The sequence below is a fragment of the Salinicola salarius genome (assembly GCF_003206135.1).
GTDB classification, from domain to species: Bacteria; Pseudomonadota; Gammaproteobacteria; order Pseudomonadales; family Halomonadaceae; genus Salinicola; species Salinicola salarius.
Map to the genome: position 1 here is coordinate 61813 of NZ_PZJT01000017.1, position 21975 is coordinate 83787.

Genomic DNA, 21975 nt, shown 5'->3' on the forward strand with positions numbered 1-21975 from the left:
CGTAAGGTGTCGCTAGCATGGCCGGACTCGATTCCTCGGGATATCTGTCTTTCGTGGCAGGGGGCTTTGGTTTTGCTGAATACGACTTTCGATGTATTCCATGCCCGTGCGCCGCCGAGAGGCATCGTCGAGTCCGTGATCCGGCTTCTGCCGGAGTTACTGAGCCGGTTGCCAGTGGACGCGGTTGCGTCCCTGCTCTTTAGCCGCATAAAGCCCCAGGTCGGCACGCTTGATGGCTGGCTTCAGAGAGGTTTCGCCGACCAGGATGGCCGTCACTCCCAGCGACGCCGTATAGTGCAGCCAACCATTTCCAGTTACCTCTGGATCGACTTCCACTGGTGATTTTTCCAGGGTCAGACGTAACCTTTCGGCAATCTGTATCGCTTGTGACTGGGAGGTATCGACCAGCAGTACGGCAAACTCTTCGCCGCCCATCCGGCAGAGTACGTCGCCATCGCGCAGCAGTTGACGGCCCGTCTCGGCAAAGGCTTGCAGCACCCGGTCACCCACATCGTGGCCGTAGGTGTCGTTGATATGCTTGAAATGATCCAGATCTATCGCGATCAGCGCGAGCGGTTCACCGCTTCGCTCTGCCCGGGCAATCTCCTGGACGGCTTGATCCTGCAGATAGCGACGGTTGCCGAGACCGGTGAGGGGATCGGTCATGGCCTGGCGGGCCAGTGTCTCCTCCAGTTGCTTGCGTTCGGTGAGATCGAATACCGTGGCGCGTGAATGCACAAAGCCGCGTGAGGTTCTGTAGGCCGTGGCCTGAATGATCACTGGAATGGTGGTACCTGCTCGGGTCCGCAGCGCACATTCCGCCGAGCCTTCCTGATCGGGGCCCAGAACGCCTTGAAAGGCTTCCTCGAAGGCCTCTCGTGTTTCAGGCGTAATGAAATGGCTATAGTCGAGCCGATCGATCACTTCCTCGGCCCGGTATCCCAGCCATTCGAGTTCCGTACGGTTCATCTGGACGACACGCCCCTCCGCATTCAACGAATGATACCCGCAAGGCGCATAGTCATAGAGATTGCGAACTTCCTTGGCGTACTGCTGGGCTTCTCGCTTCAGTAATTGCTGCCGATGGCTGCTGATGGCCCAGACGATGCCTGGCAGAATGGCCAGGGCGTAGAGCATGAAAATGAGCAGAACGGGTACGTCCTGATCGAACAGGGTGGTCAGGCGAGGCTTGGAAACCAGGATACCTAGCTGCCAGGGATAGTAGGATGGGGTGCTGTAAATCCCGCTGGCCAGACTGCGGTATTGTCGAGTCCGAATATCGATGGTCTGGAAAAGCAGGAGACGGTCGTCCATCTCTACCTGGCCGTGATCTTGTTGCGAAAGCGACTCCCATTGTTCAGGAAACTTTACTTTGAAGTTCCTGCCGAATGTCGTCGTTCCAAAAGCTTTGGCAAGAAGCCAGTTGCCTTGACCATCGATGAGAATGGGCTGCGCCGTGCTGTCGATGGACATCGCGTGTCGCATGTCGGTGGTCAAGGATTGCCAGTCGACGCTAGACAGCAAAACCCCTTTGCGTCGGCCCTCGTTATCGAAGACGGGCGTGGCGATACTGATGATCGGAACCACACTGTCATTCGCGTTTTCATAGCTGGGCTGGCGGGTGGGAGGGGAGATGTAGAGCTCGCCAGGCGCCAGTTGCATGGCTTCTTGGAAATAGACCGAATCGGCGTAAGAACGGCCGGTCGAAAGCTTGTCCTGACGCTTCCCATACTTGACATGAAGAAGTTCCTGGCCGCGCGTATTCAGCAGCATCAGCGTGGTGTATCGCCCCGAATGCGTAAGCAGGGTGTCGAACAGCAATGCGAGCCGCTCGGCAGTCAGTTGCTGGGCCGTGGAGGGGAAAGGCGACTGCCTGGTCTGGACGCTATCGAGATAATATTTGAGCAATGGCATCCTGGAAGTTGCCACGATGTCGTCGAAACATTCGTTCAGCCGCCTTTGCAGAGCCTCTCGCCCGCTCTCCAGCATGGCCTGGGCACCGACTCGACTTCCGTCGATACGCGCCTCCAGATAGGCGTGGGATAGCGGATAAAGAAACGCCGTGATCAACATCACGGGGACGACGATAGCTAGCATGAGTCGTGAGCAAAGCGCATTCACTTTCACGGATGGATCTCTCGAAATGCCACGAGGGCTATTGGCCTAGGCAGTCGATGACGCCACTGCACCCGGCGCGAGTCAGATCGAGGGCCGTCCGGCCGCTCGATCGACAATCGTTGTCTTGTCGTTTCTTCCGTTCAGGGGAGCGTATCGGGCAGTCTCTGTAACTCCCTCCAGGGCATGGGCCTGGCGAAAAAGAAGCCCTGAAGATAATCGCAGCGACGCTGGCAAAGGTCTTTCTGCTGCGTGGATTGCTCGATGCCTTCAGCTACTACCGTCAATGCCATGTGATGCGCCATGGTGATGGCGCCCTCGACGATGGCGGCATTATGGGAGGACGTCAGGATGTCTTCGATGAAGGCGCGATCCAGTTTGATCTTGTGGATCGGTAGATCACGGAGGTAGCTCAGGCTGGAAAAGCCAGTACCGAAATCATCGATGGCAATGGAGATGCACATCGCGCGCAACGCTTTGACCAGGTCAATGACCTTCTCGGCATTCTGCAGCAGAATACTTTCGGTCATTTCCAGCTCGAGCAGATTCGGTGGCAATCCGGTTTCGTCGAGCACGCGTTTGACCTCGTCGAGAAAGCCGTCGCGGTGAAACTGCAGTGACGATATGTTGACCGCAACCGGAACGACTCGGTCTCCTCGCGCTTGACTGTCGGCTAGCGTCTGGCAGGCCTCACGCAATACCCAGCGGCCGATATCGATGATCTGTCCGGTCTGTTCGGCCACCGGAATGAAGACGCCGGGAGATATCATCCCATGCAGCGGGTGGTGCCAGCGGATCAAGGCTTCGACGCTGCGAATTCTGCCAGTAGTCGCCTCGACGACCGGCTGATAGAAAAGCTCGAACTGACCTTCACGCAGCGCCATCTGGATATCGTGGCGCATCAATACATACTCGCCCGTGCTCTCGTTGCCACCACCTTGATACCACTGCCAGGTATTGCGCCCCTGGCGTTTCGCGCCCTCCATGGCCAGGTCGGCATATTGCAACAGTTCCTGCGCGCGCCGAGTGTCTGCGCCACGACAGGCGAGCCCGATGCTGGTACTGATATGCAGCATCTTTCCATCGATATCGAAGGGAGACTCGAAAGCTTCGAGAATGTTCTTCGCAGCCTCGGCCGCAGCGTCATGGTGAGGCAGGTGCGGCAGCAGAAAAATGAATTCGTCACCACCGACACGGGCCAGCATGTCGCCGGCGGCCACATACTGGCGGAGCCGTTCCGCGACGGCGACGAGCATGCGATTGCCGACGGGATGCCCCAGGCCGTCGTTGACGGTCTTGAAACCATCCAGATCGAGATACATCACGGTCAACGGGCTCTGGCGCTTGAGGCTTTTGCGGTATTCCCGTTCCAGGCGCGCGTCCAATGAGGCTCTGTTGGGCAAGCCGGTGAGCAAATCGTGGGTCGCCTGATAGGCAATTTGCGCTTCCTGATCCCGATGCTGGGTAATGTCTTCCTGAGTGCCGATGAAATGGGTGCACTGCCCCCGTTCGTCGGTGACGGGGCTAACGGTGAGGCGGTTCCAGAACGTCGAACCGTCCTGTCGATAGTTGAGCAGGGTGACCTGTACTTCGGTGTTTGCCTGCAAAGCCTTGCGGATGGTCTCGACAGCCGCCGGATCGGTTCGCTCCCCTTGCAGGAAGCGGCAGTTCCTGCCGAGAACCTGATCGTGCGAGTAACCCGTCAGATGACAGAAGGCGTCATTGGCATAAACGATGGGTCTTTCCGTCTGGATCGCATCGACCATCACCATGCCGACGGGGCTGGCCTCGATGCCGCGTTGCAGGAGTCTGAGGTCGGCTTCCCGGCGTTTGCGACGGGTGATGTCGTGGCAAATCCCGTAGACGCCCACGATCTCCCCATCGACGGTGACCGGAAAGTTGATGACCTCCAAAGGATAGGTGCGTCCACTGGCGTGGATGCCGATCGTCTCATACTGGCGGGATTCGCCACTCCGGGCGGCATCGAAGGCCGCTTGGGTCAGCTCTCGGTAATCCGTGGCGATGAAGTCATCGAAGTGGCGGCCGATCATCTCGTCCACCGGGTAGCCGGTGATCTGCTCCAGCGCGGCGTTCCCCTGCTGGAAGCGCCCCTTCAGATCGAATTCGTAGACACCATCCGGATGGTTGTCGAACAAGGAGCGATGCCACTCGGCCAGGGTGCGATGCTGATGAGTATCACGGTCGCGGAGGAATGCCAGCGTGACCAGTGCTGCCGCTTGCCGCAAGCGTTTCTGCGAGGTCTCGTTGGCGGGCATGTAGCCACGATAGTACGTCTCGAAAGTCCCCAGTAACTCGCCTTGTGACGTGATCAGCGGACTCGACCAGCAGGTCTCGAATCCCTCGAGGATGGCTGCATGACGTAGTGCCTTCCAGCAGGGAGCCGTCCGGATTTCGGTGAGCATGACCTTACGCCGGTAAGCCGCGGTTCCGAAGGCACCCTGCTCCGGGCCGAGCGGAACGTTCTGCAACTGTTCGGCATAGCGGCGAGAGAGGCGGGGGTTCGGCAGCAAGCTGAGCGTATGCCGATCGGGATCAAAGCGCATGAAAGCGGCCACCGAGCCAGGAAACAGTGCTTCCACCCAGTCGGCCATGGCATTCAAGAGACTTTTCAGATCTGCTTGGCCAGCGATCATGTCTAGGACGTTCTGCTGCGCATCCATCAGTTCGAGATCGGCGTTCATCATTTTCTTCACACTATCCGATATCCCTTCTTCTGTCGGCTTTCAAGGGGCCGTATCGTGCAGAGTTTCAGTGAAGGGATGCCAGAAAACAAGCGCCTTTTTAAACGCTATTTATGCTGCTTTTCAGTGTCTTGCTTCTCGTTATTTTCGGGTATTATGGCTGCTTTATCGTGTCACCTCGGCGGAGAAGGTGCTTGTGTTTCGGCCATGATCGTCTCGCTTTCGATGGCGATGACTTGCGCAACTCCTTGCTTTCCATCGGAATCGCTTGCCGGCTGGCTCGCAGTCCTGGGACGTAGACATCTTTTTTTGCGACGCGTGGTGTGGGGATGCCAACCTCTGTCGTAAAATGTCGCGTAATGATTTTATCTAATTTACATAAATAAACATTTTAATCTTGGGGATCAGAATAACGCAGGTTTATGGGAGATGACCCGGCAGGGAGTGGTCCGATAGGAGGTGATGATATGATGAAAAATAGTGTTCTGGTAGAAAGTAGCAGTCTAAGGAGTATCTCAGCCGCCCTTTGACAGCTGCGCCTGGATAGCGCGACGAAGTTGCTGCTTGTCCAGCGACAACCGTCGATACATTTTCGCAGAACATGTCAGCCCTGGATCGATGCCCTGGATCGATGCCCTTGGTCGACATTGGTCGACATTGGTCGATGCTCCTGGTCGATATAAGGAACACCAGACCATGACGACAAAAGCCCACGGCTTTCGCCGTGGGCTTTGTGTCTGTCTTTACTGCTTTACTGTGCAAGCGAAGCCGTTTAGGCGTCGTCCAGCTTCTGCTTGAGCAGGCCATTGACCTGTTGCGGATTGGCGGTGCCGCGAGAGGCTTTCATTACCTGGCCGACGAAGTAGCCGATCATCTTGCCGCGCTTCTCCGGGTCGGCTTCGCGGTACTGCGCGACCTGAACCGGGCTGTCGGCGATCACCTGATCGATCATCGCTTCGATGGCCCCGGTATCCGTGACCTGCTTGAGGCCGCGGGCGTCGATGATCTCGTCGGCGCTCGCGCCTTCGTTGTTCCACAATGCCGCGAAGACCTGCTTGGCAGCCTTGCCGTTGATGGTGTCGTCGAGCACGCGGCTGATCAGGCCGCCGAGCTGTTCCGGCGTCACCGGGCTGTTGCTGATATCGATGTTTTCGCGGTTGAGATGCCCGGAAAGTTCGCCCTGGACCCAGTTGGCGGCCTGCTTGGCATCGCCGCAGACGGCCAGTACGGCTTCGAAGTATTCGGCCATCGGACGCGTCGATGACAGTACGCCGGCATCGTAGGTGGAAAGCCCCAGGCTGGTTTCGAAACGGTTGCGTTTCTCGGTGGGCAGCTCCGGCAGCGTCGAGCGCTGGTGCTCGATGTAGGCTTCGTCGAGCATCACCGGCAGCAGGTCGGGGCAGGGGAAGTAACGGTAGTCATTGGCTTCCTCCTTGGTCCGCATGCTGCGGGTTTCGTCCTGGTCAGGGTCGTAGAGCCGGGTTTCCTGAACCACCTTGCCGCCGTCCTCGATCAGCTCGATCTGGCGCTCGACCTCGAATTCGATCGCGCGCTCGACGAAGCGGAAGGAGTTGACGTTCTTGATCTCGGCGCGGGTGCCGAGGGTCTCCTGACCCTTGGGTCGGACCGAGACGTTGACGTCGCAGCGCATCGAGCCTTCGGCCATGTTGCCGTCGGAAATGCCGAGATAGGTGACGATGGCATGAATCGCACGGATGTAGGCCACCGCTTCTTTGGCCGAGCGCATGTCCGGCTCGGAGACGATCTCGAGAAGCGGCGTGCCGGCGCGGTTGAGATCGATGCCACTCATGCCATGAAAGTCTTCATGCAGAGATTTGCCGGCGTCCTCCTCCAAGTGGGCGTGATGGATGCGAATGCGCTTGCGGACATCGTCATCCAGCACGATTTCCACTTCGCCCTTGCCGACGATGGGCTGGGCCATCTGGCTGGTCTGGTAGCCCTTGGGCAGGTCGGGGTAGAAGTAGTTCTTGCGCTCGAACAGCGAGGTCTCGGGGATCTCGGCATTGATCGCCAGGCCGAACTGGACTGCCATCGCCACGGCGCCTTCGTTCAATACCGGCAGCACGCCCGGCAGGCCCAGATCGATGGCGCAGGCCTGGGTGTTGGGCTCGGCGCCAAAGGCGGTCGAGGCGCCGGAGAAGATCTTGGATTGGGTGGCGAGCTGGACGTGGACTTCCAACCCGATGACGGTTTCCCACTGCATTAGGTTGTCTCCTGATCGGTCGGGTGCCGACGGTGCCAGTCCGTCGCCTGCTGGAACTGGTGCGCCACGTTGAGCAGTTGGCTTTCGGCGAAATGCTGGCCGAGGATCTGCAGGCCGATTGGGCGTTTGCCAGCGAACCCGGCCGGCACGCTGATGCCCGGAATGCCGGCCAGGTTGATGGCGATGGTATAGATGTCCTGCAGGTACATCGAGACCGGGTCTTTCTTGGCACCCAGGTCGAACGCCGTCGTCGGTGCGGCCGGCCCCATCAGGACGTCGACCTCGTCGAAAGCATCGAGGAAGTCCTGCCGGATCAGGCGGCGAACCTGCTGCGCCTTGCGGTAGTAGGCGTCGAAGAAGCCCTCGGACAGGGTGTGGGTGCCGATCAGGATGCGGCGCTTGACCTCGTCACCGAAGCCTTCGGCGCGGGTACGCTTGTAGAGATCCTCGAGGTCGGCCGGGTTCTCGCAGCGATGGCCGAAGCGCACGCCGTCGTAGCGCGAGAGGTTGGAGGAGGCTTCCGCCGGGGCGATGACGTAGTAGGCCGGAACGGCCAGATGCGTGTGCGGCAGGCTCACCTCGCACACCTTGGCGCCCAGGGATTCGTAGACGCGAATCGCCTCGCGGATGGCGCTTTCGACCTCGGTATCGAGCCCGTTGCCGAAATACTCCTTGGGCAGGCCGATCTTGAGGCCGTCCAGCGGGGCGTCCAGTTCGGCGAGATAGTCCGGCACCACGCGGGCGACGCTGGTGGAGTCGCGCAGGTCATGCCCGGCGATGGCACCCAGCAGGTGGGCACAGTCTTCCGCGCTCCGGGCCATCGGGCCGCCCTGGTCGAGGCTCGAGGCGAACGCGATCATGCCGTAGCGGGAGACACGGCCGTAGGTCGGCTTGAGGCCGGTAATGCCGCAGAAAGCGGCGGGCTGGCGAATCGAACCGCCGGTGTCGGTGCCCAGCGCGGCGGGGGCGAATCCGGCGGCGATGGCGGCGGCGCTGCCACCGGACGAGCCGCCCGGCACGGCGGTACGGTCCCACGGGTTCTTCACCGGGCCGTAGAAGCTCGATTCGTTCGACGAGCCCATGGCGAACTCGTCCATGTTGGTCTTGCCGAGGCTGATCATGCCGGCGGCCTCGAGCTTCTCGACGACGGTGGCGTTGTAGGGCGCCTGGAAGTTGTCGAGCATCTTCGAACCGCAACTGGTGCGGATGCCCTGGGTGCAGAAGATGTCCTTGATCGCCAGTGGCAGACCGGCGAGCGGCCGTGAATCGCCCTTGGCGCGGGCCTGGTCGGCGGCATCGGCGGCGCTCAGCGCCTGGTTACGAGTGACGGTGATGAAGCTGTTGATGTCGCCATCCAGCCGCTCGATGCGGTCGAGCAGGCTGGTGGTCAGCTCTCGACTGGAAAAGTCGCCGGCCTTGAGCCCTTTGGCGAGCTCCGTGAGCGTCATATGGTGCATGGGGTCGCAGTTCCCTGAATCAAATCGCTACGCAGAATGGGTGACAAACGGTGCCGGCCCATCGAAGAAGTGGCGCCGAACCTGGTCGTCTCGCCATCGGCGTCGAACTCGTTTGTCGGTTCATGACGTCGAACGCATTCGGCTATTCACGGCGTCGAACTTATTCGGCTGTTCACAGCGTCGAACTTATTCGACGACGCGCGGTACCAGATAGAGGCCATCGGCCGTTTCCGGCGCACAGGCCTGGAAGGCTTCGCGCTGGTTGGTCTCGGTGACTTCGTCCGGTCGCAGACGCTGAGTGGCGTCGAGCGGGTGAGACAAAGGGGCTACGCCGTCGGTGTCCACGGCCTGCAGGCGGTCGACCATTTCCAGGATCCGGGTCAGATCGTCGACATAGCCGGCAGCTTCGGCGTCGCTGTTGAGGCCCAGGCGTGCCAGGTGCGCTGCGCGCAACACGTCTGCGTGTTCGATTGCCATGTAGTGAAGGTCCTCTCGTTGGGACATCGCGTCGTTGGTGTCGGAGACGCCGTATCGGCGGCGGTTGCGTCTCCGGAACGATTCGTCTCTGAGCGTTCGTCGCAAAAAAGGTCGCGAAGGTTCGCGACTTCCTGTTCGCCACGTCAAGAAATGGAGGAGACATTATCATATTCGCGCCCCCTCTGGCAGGCTCGCGCTTGCTGCTTTACCCCCACGGTGATACCGTTTGCGTCCGCACAGGGTTCCGGTCTGGACTAGGTAAAAGTTTCCATGTTTAAACGTTTACGGGGGCTGTTCTCGAGCGATCTGTCGATCGATCTGGGAACCGCCAACACGCTGATTTACGTCCGCGGTCGCGGTATCGTCCTGGACGAACCCTCCGTTGTGGCGATTCGCCAATCCGGCAACATGCGCAGTGTTGCGGCCGTCGGTCTCGACGCCAAGCGGATGCTGGGGCGCACGCCCGGTAACATTACCGCCATCCGTCCGATGAAGGATGGCGTGATTGCTGACTTCACCGTTACCGAGCAGATGCTGCAGCACTTCATACGCAAGGTTCACCAGAGCACCTTCCTGACTCCCAGTCCGCGCGTGCTGGTGTGCGTTCCCTGCATGTCGACGCAGGTCGAGCGCCGCGCGATCAAGGAGTCCGCCGAGGGCGCCGGGGCGCGCGATGTCTATCTGATCGAGGAGCCGATGGCTGCCGCGATCGGTGCCGGTCTGCCAGTCGAGGAAGCCCAGGGATCGATGGTCGTCGATATCGGTGGTGGCACGACCGAGATCGCGATCATTTCGCTCAACGGGGTGGTCTATTCCGAATCCGTGCGTGTGGGTGGCGACCGCTTCGACGAGGCAATTACTTCCTACGTGCGCCGTCACTACGGCAGCCTGATCGGTGAAGCCACGGCGGAGCGGATCAAGGAAGAGGTCGGGTGTGCCTATCCCGGTGGCGAGCTGCGCGAGATCGATGTGCGCGGCCGCAATCTGGCCGAGGGTATTCCGCGCAGCTTCACGCTCAACTCCCACGAGATTCTCGATGCGCTGCAGGAGCCGCTGGCGTCCATCGTGACCGCGGTCAAGAGTGCGCTGGAGCAGTCGCCGCCGGAGCTTGCCTCGGATATCGCCGAACGTGGCCTGGTGCTGACCGGTGGCGGGGCCCTGTTGCGGGACATCGACAAGCTGATCGCCGAGGAAACCGGCCTGCCGGTCATCATCGCCGAGGATCCGCTGACCTGCGTGGCACGCGGTGGCGGCAAGGCGCTCGAGATGATCGATCAGCATACCTTCGAACTGCTCTCCAGCGATTGAGGCCAGCCGCGACGGATGACGCCACCGGTGGCGCCATCCGTCCTCGGTAGATGGGGGTGAGGCCTATCAAACCGCTGTTTTCCTACGGCCCGATACCGACGTACCGCATGCTGTTGTGTGCGGTACTGGCATTCGGGCTGATGTTTGCCGAACATCGCTTCAGTGCGGTGGAGACGGCACGTTCTCATTTGACCACGGTCGTGGCGCCCATTCAGTGGCTGGTGGCGCTGCCGAGCGAGGGTGTGCGCTGGAGCGCCATGGCGATCTCCGATCAGCAGGCGCTGATCGACGAGAACGGGCGGCTGCGCGAGCAGTTGCTGACGCTCTCCAACCGCGTGCAGCGCATGGCGAGCCTGACCGCCGAGAACATCCATCTGCGCGAGCTGCTGAACGCGCCCAATCCTGCCGACGTGCCCTATATCACCGCCGAGCTTTTGTCGCTGGACTCCGATCCGTTCACCCAGCAGATGGTGATCAATCGCGGTCGCCGCGACAGTGTCTACATCGGCCAGCCGGTGATGGATGCCTCGGGGCTGATCGGTCAGGTAGTGTCGGTATCCGCCTATACCAGCCGCGTGCTGATGGTGGCCGACGCCAACCACGCCGTGCCGGTGGAGATCAATCGTAACGGTCTGCGCTTCATCGCCCAGGGCACCGGTCAACTCGATACGCTCAATATCCCCAGCGTGCCGGCCACGGCGGACATCCGCGAAGGCGACCTGCTGGTGACCTCCGGCCTGGGAGGGCGTTTCCCGCAGGGATATCCGGTGGCCCGGGTGGATGAAGTCAAGCGCGAGTCGAGCCAGGCATTCATGGAGGTGTCGGCCGAGCCGATTGCCCAGCCCGAGCGATCGCGCTATTTCCTGCTGCTGTTTCCCCCCGAACGACCCGAGGTGAAGCTGGACGGACCGGAGCGTATGGCGCGGCAGGTGGTCTGGCCGGGGGATCCGGCGCATCCCGACGCCAACCGTATCAGTGAAGAGGCGTTGACCGCAGCGCTGATGCTTCAGTCGACGGAGCAGGAGTGAACATGGGCCCGTTCGGTTATCTCTTCGTCTGGTTCACGCTGCTGCTGGCGCTTTGCCTGCAGGTGATGCCGCTGCCGGATGCCTGGCTGGTATGGCGTCCGGACTGGCTGGGCGTGTTGCTGGCCTACTGGTGTGTCGCCACGCCGCAGCGGGTCGGCGTGCTGCATGGGTTCGTGCTGGGCCTGATGCTCGACCTGATCGAGGGCGCGCCGCTGGGGCAGAATGCGCTGGTGCTCTCGCTGTTGGCCTATCTCTTCTTGCTGCTCTATCAGCGCTTCCGGGTCTACTCGATCTGGCAGCAGGCGGTGCTGGTGTTCATCCTCCTGGGTATCGCGCAGCTGGTGGAGCAGTGGCTGCGCACGATCTTCGGGCCGATCTCCGTCAGCCTGGAATTCCTGCTGCCGGCACTGATCGGCGGGCTGCTGTGGCCGTGGCTCTTCACCATGATGCAGGTGGTGCGGCGCCGGCTGGGGATCGGTTAGAAAACACTGCCTAAATGTCTGCGCAGGCGAAGCGATGCTGGAGCGCCAGCCCGACCGGAATTCTCACCTATATCCCCTAGGCTCCGGTTGCTGCGCTCCGGGCGTCTTGCGATGGAGTGCCGTCCACTTCATCCTGCTCGACGATTGATACAGCGTTTCCTCGGTCTGTCTTCACCTGGAGCCTTCGGATGCTTTCTACCGCTATTCCCATGCTGCGCCTGGCATCGGCCTCGCCGCGCCGGCGCGAGCTGCTCTCATCGATCGGTGTGGCGGTGGAGGTGGCGCCCACGGATATCGACGAGTCGCGCCGCGAGGGCGAGTCGCCCGAGGATTTCGTTTCCCGGCTGGCCCGCGAGAAGGCCGAGGCGGGCCACGTCGACAGTTCGTTGCCGACGCTGGGCGCGGACACTGTGGTGGTCTGCGATAACGCCATCTTCGGCAAGCCGAACGACGAGACGCACGCCCGCGAGATGCTGGCGGCGCTGTCCGGGCGGACCCATCGCGTGCTCTCGGCCGTGGCAGTGATCGGCGCCCACGGTATGCGTGACTGTCTCGTTGCCACTCGGGTGTCCATGCGCCGCATCGACGAGGCGGAAATGGCCGCCTACTGGGCGACGGGAGAGCCGGCGGACAAGGCCGGCGGTTACGCGATACAGGGCCGCGCCGCAATCTTCGTCGAGCGACTGGAAGGAAGCTATTCGGCGGTCGTCGGGCTGCCGCTTTACGAGACGGCGGGACTCCTGCGCGCTCAGGGCATCGCCTTGTGGGATGGTGTCGGGGCTGTGTCATAATCCTGAGCACGGCCCCAACAACTCGCGAGAATCCGTTGACGACCTCGCGAGCTAGAGTCTCGATTTTGGATAATTCGGGCGAAAACACTTTAGGAAGCGGAGTTTACATGGGGTTAAATGAGCATTCCGAAAGTGTCTGACTCGCTTCGCTCGCCCTACGGGCCAGCCTCCGGCTGTTGTCTCCGCGAAGCTCCGACTCAACAATGTCTGGCCGACGCGCAGCAGATCGTAGGCAGGTTCTGACAAGGATGTCCGCATGAGCGGTGAAGTACTGATCAATCTGACTCCGATGGAGACGCGGGTTGCCGTGGTGGAAAACGGCGTGCTGCAGGAAGCCTTCATCGAACGCAGCCGGCGCCGCGGTATCGTCGGCAACATCTACAAGGGCAAGGTCGTGCGCGTGTTGCCGGGCATGCAGGCCGCCTTCATCGATATCGGGCTCGAGCGCGCGGCGTTCATCCACGTCAACGAAGTGCTGCCGCCCGATGCGCCCCATGAAGAACCGGCCTCGATCAGTCATCTGCTTTACGCGGGGCAGCCGCTGGTGGTCCAGGTCACCAAGGACCCCATCGGTTCCAAGGGCGCGCGGCTGACGACCCATCTCTCCATTCCTTCCCGCTATCTCGTCTACATGCCGGATTCGCCTCATGTCGGCGTGTCGCAGCGCATCGAGGACGATACCGAGCGCGAGCGACTGAAGGCGCTGGTCGAGAGCGGCAAGGCCGAGCTGCCGGACGAAGGCTGCGGTGGCTTCATCATTCGCACCGCCGCCGAAGGCGTCGGCCAGGAAGAGCTGTTCGCCGACATGGTCTTCCTGCAGCGTCTGTGGCAGAAGATCGCCGAGCGACGCGCCACGGCGCCGGTCGCGACGCCGATCTACGACGACCTGCCGCTGTTCATTCGCACCCTGCGCGACGTGATGCGGGACCAGATCGAGAAGGTGCGCATCGACTCCCGCGAGAACTACTTCAAGCTCAAGGAGTTCGCCCGGGAGTTCATGCCGACGATGGAGTCGCGCATCGAGTACTATCCCGGCGAGCGGCCGATCTTCGATCTCTACAGCGTCGAGGACGAAATCCAGAAGGCGCTGGGGCGCAAGGTGCAGCTCAAGTCCGGCGGCTATCTGGTCATCGACCAGACCGAGGCGATGACCACCATCGACGTCAACACCGGCGGCTATGTCGGCCATCGCAATCTCGAAGAGACCATCTTCAAGACCAACCTCGAAGCGGCCACCGCCATTGCCCGCCAGCTGCGGCTGCGCAATCTCGGCGGCATCATCATCATCGATTTCATCGACATGGAAGAGCTCGAGCATCAGCGTCAGGTACTGCGCGTGCTCGAGAAGTCGCTGGAGCGGGATCACGCCAAGAACAAGCTGACCGGCGTCACCGAGCTGGGCCTGGTGCAGCTGACCCGCAAGCGCACCCGAGAGAGCCTCGAGCAGACGCTGTGCGAGCCTTGTCCGACCTGTCTGGGGCGCGGCTCGCTGAAGACGCCGGAGACGGTCTGCTACGAAATCTTCCGCGAGATTCTGCGCGAAGAGCGTGCCTATTCGCCGGAAACCTACATGGTGCTGGCATCGCAATCCGTGGTCGATCGTCTGCTGGACGAGGAATCCGCCGCCGTGGCCGATCTCGAGTCCTTCATCGGCAAGACCATCCGCTTTCAGGTCGAGGCCCACTACTCCCAGGAACAGTACGACATCGTACTGATGTGAGCCGATGAGCCGTCCGTGGATCACTCGTTTGCGATTGACATGGCGCTGGCTGCTGACGCTGGTCGCTCTCGTCGCCATCGTCGTCGCCGTGCTCTCGACCGGCGTTCGACTGGCGGCGTGGCAGATCGACAGGCTGAGTCCCTGGCTTGCCTCGACGCTGGAACATCAGCTCGATGCCCAGGCCGAATTCGGCCGACTGTCGCTGGCAGTTCACCACTGGAATCCTCGTCTGGCAGTCGACGATCTTCGCCTGACCAGCGAAAGCGGCCAGCCACTGTTCCGTATCGACCACGCGGCAGGCCGTCTCGAGACTCTGGCGAGCTGGCAGCTGGGCGTGCCGGTGATTCGGGGTGGCGAAATCGATGGCATGACGCTGCATCTCTACCAGACCGCCGATGGACAGTGGGCCTGGCCGGACGGCGCGGGCAGCCGCTGGTTCGGCGGTTCCGACGATTCGAAATCTTCGTCTTCACTCGGCGTCGATGGCTGGCTGCGCACGCTGATGCGCCAGCAGGCGACATTCGAGGATGTCACGCTGGTGCTGCATGGACAGCGCGAGCAGGATGGGCAGCGCGAGCAAGCGCGGGTTTCGGTATCGCAACTGGCGCTGGCCAGTCGAGGCAGTCAGGCGTCGATTCAGGCGACGCTGGCTGTCGAAAACGAACACGCCGGGCAGCTACATCTGACGATCGGGAACGGCGATCAGGACAAGGGCGCTGGCGTGGATACGCCCGGCGGCGCCAGTCATCCCGAGGCGCGCTTCGCCGGAACGCTCGATCTGGCTGCGCTGTCGCCGGCGCTGGCGGTGGCGAGTTCGAACTGGGCCAGGGCGCTGGGAGAGATCGACGGGCAGGCATCCGCGACAGGAGAGTGGCGTGACGGCGGATTGCGCGACGGCCGTCTATCCGTGGATATTCCAACCCTCCGAGTGGTCGATACCAGCAATGAAATCTCCGAGACGCTGACACAGCTAGGCTTCGATGCGGGGCTGCAGAGAGGGACGGACGGCCACTGGCAGGCCTGGCTGGACGGCCTGACGCTCTCCCATGCCGGGCTGGCGGCGATCGACTGGCCGCAGCAGCTGCAGGCGCGATCCACCGACAGCGGCTGGCGGCTGCGCAGCGCGCCCTTCGAGCTGGCGGGCATGACGGATTACCTGCGCTACCTGCCGCTGCCGTTCGAGCTTTCCCAGACCTTGATCCAGCTCGACCCTCGCGGTCACGTCGCCGGCCTCGAAGTAGGGCAGGATCATGGGGAATGGTATGCGCAGAGTGCCCTCGAGAAAGCCTCGGTAACGGCCTGGAACGAAATCCCCGGTGGCGGCCCTGTCGATGCGTGGGTCACCTTTCGCGGGCGTGGTGGCACGGTTTCCTTTGCCGGAGACGAATCGACGCAGTTCTCGATCCCCATCGTCTACGCCGATCCGCTGGATCTTTCCCACGCCAGCGGTCAGGTCGACTTCGAATTGACCCGGCAGGGCGCCGTCATCAGCGGCCAGAATCTCGAGGCGGGGTGGCGTGGTGCCCGTGCCGAAGGGCGATTCGGCCTGACGCTCTACGATGCCCAGGACAAGCCCGGCACCTTCCTCCTCGATCTCGCCTTTGCCAATGCCGATGCGCGAAACTCGCGAGTGCTGTCGTGGCTGCCGACGCGGGTGATCGATGACGAGCAACTGCGCGAGTGGTTCGGCGGCGATATCGGCGGCATCGTCAAGCAGGGAAAGCTGGGGCTATCGGTTACCTTGAGCGACAAGGAAGCGCCGGAAGGGAAGATGTTCGTCAACCCGGACGACTACTTCACCCTGTCGCTGGACGTCGCCGACGGGCGGCTACAGTACGCGCCGGACTGGCCGGCGCTGGAGCGGGTCTATGGTCACCTGCAGATGCAGAACATGGATCTCGATGCCGACATCGAACATGCCACCAGCCATGGTCTGACGACGCGAAACGCGGTGGTCAAGCTGGCCGACAAGCAGCTGAGCATCGACGGCGATGTCAGTGGCAGTAGTGGCGGCGTGCTGGATTTTCTGGCTCACGCACCGCTGGAGTCGATGAGCGAAACGTTCTCGCGCTGGCAGAGCGAGGGCGCGGTCGATGCCAGGCTTCATGTCGCCATGCCGATGACCGAGGAGAGCGATGCCGAGACCGACATGATGGTCGATATCCAGGGGCAGGTCGACGCAAAGAGGCTGACCTTTCCCGAACTGCAATTGACGCTGAACGATATTGGCGGCGACTTGCGTTATCGTCGTGAAAAAGGCGAGGACTACGTCACGGGGGATCTGAACGCCCGTGCTTTCGACGGATCGACCCAGGCTCACTTCAACATCGGTGGCTACCGGAATGGCCCCAGCGGTATCGCGTTCGAGGGGCAGATGCGGGGGAGCGGGCTGCTCGAATGGGCCGGTCTGGCCCGTGTCGATGGCCTGCTGAGCGGTTCCTTTCCTTATCAGGCCAGCGTGGTTTTCGAGGACCAGGGCGATTCCAAGGACCAGGGCGATTCCAATAGCGGCACCAGCCTGACGCTGCGTAGTGACCTGCAGGGGCTGGCAATTGCGTTGCCGCCGCCATTCGGCAAGGTATCCAAGGCCAGGGAGCCGTTGGCGATCGATGCCGATATCGCCGCGGGTACCGGCAGCGTGACGCTGGGCAGCTGGGGGCACGCGCGCTGGCGCACGATCGAGGATCAGGCGCAGGGGCAGGTATGGCTGGAAGGGTGGCCGGGCAAACAAGCGGCCTGGCCCAGCGAGCCGGGCTGGTATGTGCTGTGGCGCCCGGACCGCGTGGATACGCAGCGGTGGGCCCAGGCGCTGACCCAGTTGGGGGCTACCGAGGCGAATTCGACGCCGGAAAGCCGCCCCGAGACCACGCTGGAAGAGGATGTCGAAAATCCGGACGTCCAGCCTGTGAACGAGGGTGGCGGGCTCAAGCGGGTGGCGCTGTCGACGCCATGCATTCTGGTGAAAGGTCGCTGTCTCGGGGGCTTGCAGGTCGACGCCGCACCGCTTTCCAATGGCTGGCGGCTATCGCTCGATGGCGGTATCGCCGTTGGCGAGGCCAGCTGGCAGCCAGAGGCAGCGATGCCGATCGATGTCGACCTGCAGCGACTCAATCTCGATGCGCTGACGCCCAGGAAAGCGGAAGATCAAGACCAGGCATCGAACCTGATGGGCGAGATCGAAGTCGCGCCTCATCCGATTGCGCTGCCTGCAGAGCTTGCCAAGGCGCCAGCGGGCCACGTGCGCGTCGCGGAGTTCGAGCGCCAGGGGCAGCGATTCGGGCCGTTGGAAGCGACCTGGCAGGCCGACGAGCAACGGTTGATCGTCGAGCCATTGACGCTTTCTCTGGGCGAACTGGACCTGTCGGGATCGCTCGACTGGGAAGCCGCCGGGAGCGCGAGCCTGAGCCGGGCCCGGCTACAGGCCAGCGGTGGCGATGTCGGGAGCGTGTTCCGTGTGCTGAATCAGCAGGTGCCGATCACCAGTGAAAGCGCCGAGGTCGATCTCCAGCTATCCTGGCCGGGTGCGCCCTGGCAGTTTGCCCTGCCGCTGTCGACGGGGCGGGTTCAGGCCACGATGGGCAACGGGCGGCTGCGTCAGATCCATTCGTCCGGGGCCAAGCTGGTGGGGCTTTTCAATCTCGACAATATCCTGCGGCGTCTGCAACTGGATTTCTCCGATGTCACCAGCGGTGGTACCTCTTTCAATGGCCTCAACGGCAGCGCTACCCTGTACAACGGGCGTCTGCAGACCGAAGGGCCGATCGTGATCGATGGCACCGCGACCCGGTTCACGCTGGCCGGCAGCGTCGATCTCAATCGCCAGACGCTGGATCAGCGTCTCGGGATCACCGTTCCCGTGAGCCAGAATCTGCCGCTCGTCGCGGTCATGGCCGGCGCGCCGCAGGTCGGGGTCGGCCTGTTCGTCTTCGACCAGCTGTTCGGCCGCTGGCTGGATCGGGCGACGCAGATTTACTATCGCATCGAGGGCCCCTGGTCCTCGCCGAACATCAACCTGGAAAGTGCCCAATGACACTGAGTCCGATGAGACAAACGAGTGATGATGCCCTGAAGCAGGCGTCGACGCTGTTGTTGACCCCGGGTGGGCTGGACGTGGAATCGTTGAATGTCGGCCTCGGCCACGCCATGGGCGTCGGCATCGATTACGCCGATCTCTTTTTCCAGCGCACCTGGCACGAGATGTGGGTACTGGAGGATGGGGAGGTCAAGGACGCCAGCTACAGCATCGATGGCGGCGTCGGCGTGCGTTCGCTCTCCGGCGAGAAGACCGGATTCGCCTACTCCAGCCAGATCAGCCAGGACGCCCTGCTGGATACCGGGCGCACGGCTTCTGGCATCGCCCGCAGCGGCCAGCGGCACGCCCCGAAGTCGATCCAGGTCGCTGCGGCGGCCTCTCGCTATCAGGGCATCGACCCGTTGAGCGGGTTGAGCGCCGAGGACAAGATCGCCATGCTCAAGCAGGCGGATCGCGTGGCGCGGGCGGCAGACCCCAGCGTGACACAGGTCAGCGCATCGTTGACCGGTGTTCACGAAGTGGTGCTGGTATGCGCCAGCGACGGCACGCTGGCGGCCGATATCCGTCCGCTGGTGCGCTTCAACGTCAACGTGATCGTGGCGAAGGACGGCAAGCGCGAACGGGGCAGCGCCGGCGGTGGCGGCCGTTATTCCATGGAGCGGTTGCGCGAAGAGAACGTGGCCGACAAGTACGCTCGCGAAGCGGTTCGCCAGGCACTGGTCAATCTGGACGCGGTGGCCGCGCCGGCGGGCCAGATGCCGGTGGTGCTGGCCAATGGCTGGCCCGGTATCCTGCTGCATGAAGCGGTGGGTCACGGGCTCGAGGGCGACTTCAACCGCAAGGGAAGCTCCTCCTTTTCCGGTCGCCTGGGTGAACGAGTCGCCGCCAAGGGCGTCACGGTGGTGGACGATGCCACGCTCACCGATTGTCGCGGATCGCTCAGCATCGACGACGAGGGGACGCCGGGCCAGTACACGCCGCTGATCGAGGATGGCATTCTCACCGGCTACATGCAGGACAAGCTCAACGCCCGGCTGATGGGCATGAAGCCCACCGGCAACGCGCGTCGGGAATCCTACGCCCACGTCACCATGCCGCGCATGACCAACACCTACATGCTGGCGGGCCAGGACGATCCGGAAGAGATCGTCAAGAGCGTCAAGCGCGGCATTTATGCGGTCAGCTTCGGCGGCGGCCAAGTGGACATCACGTCCGGCAAGTTCGTGTTTTCCGCCTCCGAGGCGTATCTGATCGAGGACGGCAGGATCACGGCACCGGTCAAGGGCGCCACACTGATCGGCAATGGTCCCGAGGCCATGTCGCATGTCTCGATGATCGGCAACGACATGGCGCTGGATAGCGGCATCGGAGTCTGCGGAAAAGAGGGGCAGGGGGTACCGGTCGGCGTAGGCCAGCCGACGCTGAAGCTGGACGAGATCACGGTCGGTGGTACGGCATCCTAGGCCACGAGCCACGAGCCACGAGCCACGAGCCACGAGCCACGAGCCACGAGCCACGAGCCACGAGCCACGAGCCACGAGTGCAGAGGATGCGTAACTCGACTGTTTGCCGAGGCCGGAGCGTCGCGGCTGGCGCTCAGAGCCCGACGGTATCGCGAATCAGCTGGAACAGCTTGCGCGAACTGGCGGGCGGCTTGCCGCGCTGCTTCTCGCTGCGAGCGTTGCGAATCAGCTGGCGCAGTGCCTGGCGATCGACCTGGGGATGCGCTTCGATGAACGGCTCCAGTGCGGCGTCATCGTCGATCAGGCGATCGCGGAGCTGCTCGAGCCGGTGGAAAGCCGCGTTGCGCTGGGCATGCTCCTGGTCGATCTCCTCGAAGGCGGCCCGGATCGCCTCGCGATCTTCCTTGCGCATGACCTTGCCGACGTACTGCATGTGGCGACGGCGGCCTTCGTGGGAACGGATGCGCCCGGTTTCCTCGACAGCGTCACGCATGTCGTCGGATAGCGGCAGTCGAGCGCGCACGGCCGGGTCCAGCGCGATGATGCGTTCGCCCAGTGCCTGCAGCTCCTGCATTTCGCGTTTGAGCTGGCTCTTGCTGGGAGGTGCGTCGTCCTCGAAAGCCATGTCGTTGTCCGAACCCTTGCCCATGTTGTTACCCCAAGCGACGAATGAAGGCCGCAGTATATCAGTGTGAACCCGCACGCCAACGCATGGGTTCATCATGCCCAGGTCCGAATGTCGATGATCCGAGTTTCATGAATCAGGAGTCCGAGATGAGTCAAGCTTTCAATGCCGAGGCGCAGCAGTCGCGTCTCGAGGAGCGCGCCGGCATGGCGCTGGAGCTCGCCAAACGACTGGGAGCGGACGCCTGCGAGGTGGGTGCCAGCGTCGACCAGGGGCTGGGCGTGAGCGTGCGTCTCGGCGAGACCGAGACCGTGGAGCTCTCCCGCGATCAAGGCATTGCGGTCACGGTGTACGTGGGCAACCGCAAGGGCAACGCCTCCTCGTCGGATGCGGGCGATGCCTCCATTCTTGCCGCGGTCGAGAAAGCCATTTCGATCGCGCGATATACCGGCGAGGATCCGGCTTCGGGGCTGGCGGACGCCGAACTGATGGCGACCGATCTTCCGGATCTGGATCTGCATCATCCCTGGGCGTTGAGCACGGACGAGGCGATCGAGCTGGCGTTGCGCTGCGAAACGGCCGGCCGCGAGCAGCCGGGCATCACCAACTCGGAGGGAGCGAGCCTGTCTTCTTCCGAGGTGGTCACGGTCTACGCCAACAGTCACGGCTTTCTGGGCAGCAAGCGTGGCACGCGGCACTCGCTCTCGTGTCTGCTGATCGGGGGCAGTGGGGATGGCATGCAGCGCGATCATGATTTCACCACGGCGCGCCGGGCCAGCGATCTGGCAAGCCCCGAGTCGGTGGGCATCAGCGCCGCCGAGCGCACCCTGCGCCGGCTGGGCGGCCAGCGCCCGAAGACCGGCCGTTTGCCGGTGCTGCTGGCGCCGGACATGGCGCGCGGATTGGTCGGCAACCTGCTCAATAGCATTGCCGGCGGTGCGCTTTATCGCGAATCCTCGTTTCTTTGCGACCAGTTGGGCGAGACGCTGTTTCCCGAGTGGTTCTCGCTGGGCGAACATCCGCGCGAGCTCGGTGGCTTGGCGAGTGCCGCGTTCGATGGCGACGGCGTGGCCACGCGTGACAATGTCTTCATCGATCGCGGCAGGCTGGCGAGCTACATGCTGGCCGCCTATAGCGCTCGCCGGCTGGGGCTAGAGACCACCGGCAACGCCGGCGGCGCGCGTAACGTGCGCATCCAGGCACCGACCACCTCGCTGAAAGACCTGATGCAGCAGATGGGGACGGGCATCATGGTGACCGAAATGATGGGTCAGGGACTCAATCCGGTGACCGGGGACTACTCGCGGGGCGCTGCGGGCTTCTGGATCGAGAATGGCAAGATCTCTCATCCGGTGGAGGAGTTCACGGTGGCGGGCAACCTGCGCGATATGTTCGCCGGCCTGCAGGGCGTGGGTGACGACATCGACCGCCGCGGCAGCATCCAGACCGGTAGTTGGCTGCTCGACTCGATGACCATCGCGGGGCAGTAGACGCTGGAGCTACGGGCTACGACTGCGCCGGCTTCGGGGCGCTAAACAGCAGCTACGAGC

The 21975-nt window shown here is 62.6% G+C and carries 14 protein-coding genes; 8 read left to right on the top strand and 6 right to left on the bottom strand.

Annotated features, from left to right (window positions below; all coding sequences use genetic code 11):
* Positions 1 to 156 precede the first annotated feature (156 nt).
* From DOM32_RS15100 to gatC, 5 genes are all read right to left on the bottom strand, one after another.
* On the bottom strand, positions 157 to 2127 hold the full coding sequence (locus DOM32_RS15100; RefSeq protein WP_244179942.1) for a diguanylate cyclase: 1971 nt from the start codon (positions 2125 to 2127) through the stop codon (positions 157 to 159).
* Between the two features lie 131 nt (positions 2128 to 2258).
* Positions 2259 to 4820 carry a bifunctional diguanylate cyclase/phosphodiesterase gene (locus DOM32_RS15105; RefSeq protein WP_167400677.1) on the bottom strand — a complete coding sequence of 854 codons (2562 nt, stop codon included), beginning with the start codon at positions 4818 to 4820 and terminating at the stop codon, positions 2259 to 2261.
* A gap of 769 nt (positions 4821 to 5589) precedes the next feature.
* Positions 5590 to 7041, bottom strand: coding sequence for an Asp-tRNA(Asn)/Glu-tRNA(Gln) amidotransferase subunit GatB (gene gatB / locus DOM32_RS15110; RefSeq protein ID WP_071232914.1), 1452 nt, complete (start codon positions 7039 to 7041; stop codon positions 5590 to 5592).
* Positions 7041 to 8498: an Asp-tRNA(Asn)/Glu-tRNA(Gln) amidotransferase subunit GatA gene (gene gatA, locus DOM32_RS15115; protein ID WP_110635878.1), complete on the bottom strand. Its 1458-nt coding sequence runs from the start codon at positions 8496 to 8498 to the stop codon at positions 7041 to 7043. The genes gatB and gatA overlap by 1 nt, the downstream gene beginning before the upstream one ends.
* A 186-nt stretch (positions 8499 to 8684) precedes the next feature.
* The gene (gatC, locus tag DOM32_RS15120) at positions 8685 to 8975 is read right to left on the bottom strand and encodes an Asp-tRNA(Asn)/Glu-tRNA(Gln) amidotransferase subunit GatC (protein ID WP_071232912.1); all 291 of its coding nucleotides are present in this window, start codon (positions 8973 to 8975) and stop codon (positions 8685 to 8687) included.
* Between the two features lie 270 nt (positions 8976 to 9245).
* Here gatC and DOM32_RS15125 point away from each other — a divergent pair, with 270 nt between their 5' ends.
* The 7 genes from DOM32_RS15125 to tldD all read left to right on the top strand — a co-directional run bounded on the left by DOM32_RS15125 (position 9246) and on the right by tldD (position 19800).
* Entirely contained in the window at positions 9246 to 10283 is a 1038-nt protein-coding gene (locus tag DOM32_RS15125; protein WP_071232911.1) for a rod shape-determining protein, read from the top strand.
* 56 nt (positions 10284 to 10339) lie between these two features.
* Complete coding sequence (gene mreC / locus DOM32_RS15130; protein WP_276232420.1) at positions 10340 to 11311, top strand: rod shape-determining protein MreC; 972 nt, start codon at positions 10340 to 10342, stop codon at positions 11309 to 11311.
* A gap of 2 nt (positions 11312 to 11313) precedes the next feature.
* On the top strand, positions 11314 to 11793 hold the full coding sequence (mreD, locus tag DOM32_RS15135; protein ID WP_071232910.1) for a rod shape-determining protein MreD: 480 nt from the start codon (positions 11314 to 11316) through the stop codon (positions 11791 to 11793).
* A gap of 188 nt (positions 11794 to 11981) precedes the next feature.
* Entirely contained in the window at positions 11982 to 12584 is a 603-nt protein-coding gene (locus DOM32_RS15140) for a Maf family protein (protein ID WP_110635881.1), read from the top strand.
* Positions 12585 to 12840: 256 nt separating this feature from the next.
* Positions 12841 to 14304, top strand: a complete 1464-nt coding sequence (gene rng / locus DOM32_RS15145; protein ID WP_071232908.1) for a ribonuclease G — start codon at positions 12841 to 12843, stop codon at positions 14302 to 14304.
* 28 nt (positions 14305 to 14332) lie between these two features.
* Positions 14333 to 18334 carry a YhdP family phospholipid transporter gene (locus DOM32_RS15150; protein WP_167400675.1) on the top strand — a complete coding sequence of 1334 codons (4002 nt, stop codon included), beginning with the start codon at positions 14333 to 14335 and terminating at the stop codon, positions 18332 to 18334.
* Positions 18335 to 18345: 11 nt separating this feature from the next.
* Positions 18346 to 19800: a metalloprotease TldD gene (gene tldD, locus DOM32_RS15155; protein ID WP_110635915.1), complete on the top strand. Its 1455-nt coding sequence runs from the start codon at positions 18346 to 18348 to the stop codon at positions 19798 to 19800.
* A 133-nt stretch (positions 19801 to 19933) separates the two neighbouring features.
* On the opposite strand, the gene yjgA is transcribed toward tldD, so the two are convergent.
* Entirely contained in the window at positions 19934 to 20449 is a 516-nt protein-coding gene (yjgA, locus tag DOM32_RS15160) for a ribosome biogenesis factor YjgA (RefSeq protein ID WP_071232906.1), read from the bottom strand.
* A 125-nt stretch (positions 20450 to 20574) separates the two neighbouring features.
* Between yjgA and pmbA the strand changes: the two genes are divergently transcribed.
* The gene (gene pmbA / locus DOM32_RS15165) at positions 20575 to 21915 is read left to right on the top strand and encodes a metalloprotease PmbA (protein ID WP_110635888.1); all 1341 of its coding nucleotides are present in this window, start codon (positions 20575 to 20577) and stop codon (positions 21913 to 21915) included.
* Positions 21916 to 21975: the final 60 nt, after the last annotated feature.

Bases quoted from the DNA above. Each gene is read 5' to 3' on its own strand.
- gatB (WP_071232914.1), bottom strand. From the start codon at position 7,041: ATGCAGTGGGAAACCGTCATCGGGTTGGAAGTCCACGTCCAGCTCGCC.
- gatC (WP_071232912.1), bottom strand. From the start codon at position 8,975: ATGGCAATCGAACACGCAGACGTGTTGCGCGCAGCGCACCTGGCACGC.
- mreD (WP_071232910.1), top strand. From the start codon at position 11,314: ATGGGCCCGTTCGGTTATCTCTTCGTCTGGTTCACGCTGCTGCTGGCG.
- DOM32_RS15125 (WP_071232911.1), top strand. From the start codon at position 9,246: ATGTTTAAACGTTTACGGGGGCTGTTCTCGAGCGATCTGTCGATCGAT.
- yjgA (WP_071232906.1), bottom strand. From the start codon at position 20,449: ATGGGCAAGGGTTCGGACAACGACATGGCTTTCGAGGACGACGCACCT.
- DOM32_RS15140 (WP_110635881.1), top strand. From the start codon at position 11,982: ATGCTTTCTACCGCTATTCCCATGCTGCGCCTGGCATCGGCCTCGCCG.
- pmbA (WP_110635888.1), top strand. From the start codon at position 20,575: ATGAGTCAAGCTTTCAATGCCGAGGCGCAGCAGTCGCGTCTCGAGGAG.
- gatA (WP_110635878.1), bottom strand. From the start codon at position 8,498: ATGCACCATATGACGCTCACGGAGCTCGCCAAAGGGCTCAAGGCCGGC.
- rng (WP_071232908.1), top strand. From the start codon at position 12,841: ATGAGCGGTGAAGTACTGATCAATCTGACTCCGATGGAGACGCGGGTT.
- tldD (WP_110635915.1), top strand. From the start codon at position 18,346: ATGAGACAAACGAGTGATGATGCCCTGAAGCAGGCGTCGACGCTGTTG.
- DOM32_RS15105 (WP_167400677.1), bottom strand. From the start codon at position 4,820: ATGATGAACGCCGATCTCGAACTGATGGATGCGCAGCAGAACGTCCTA.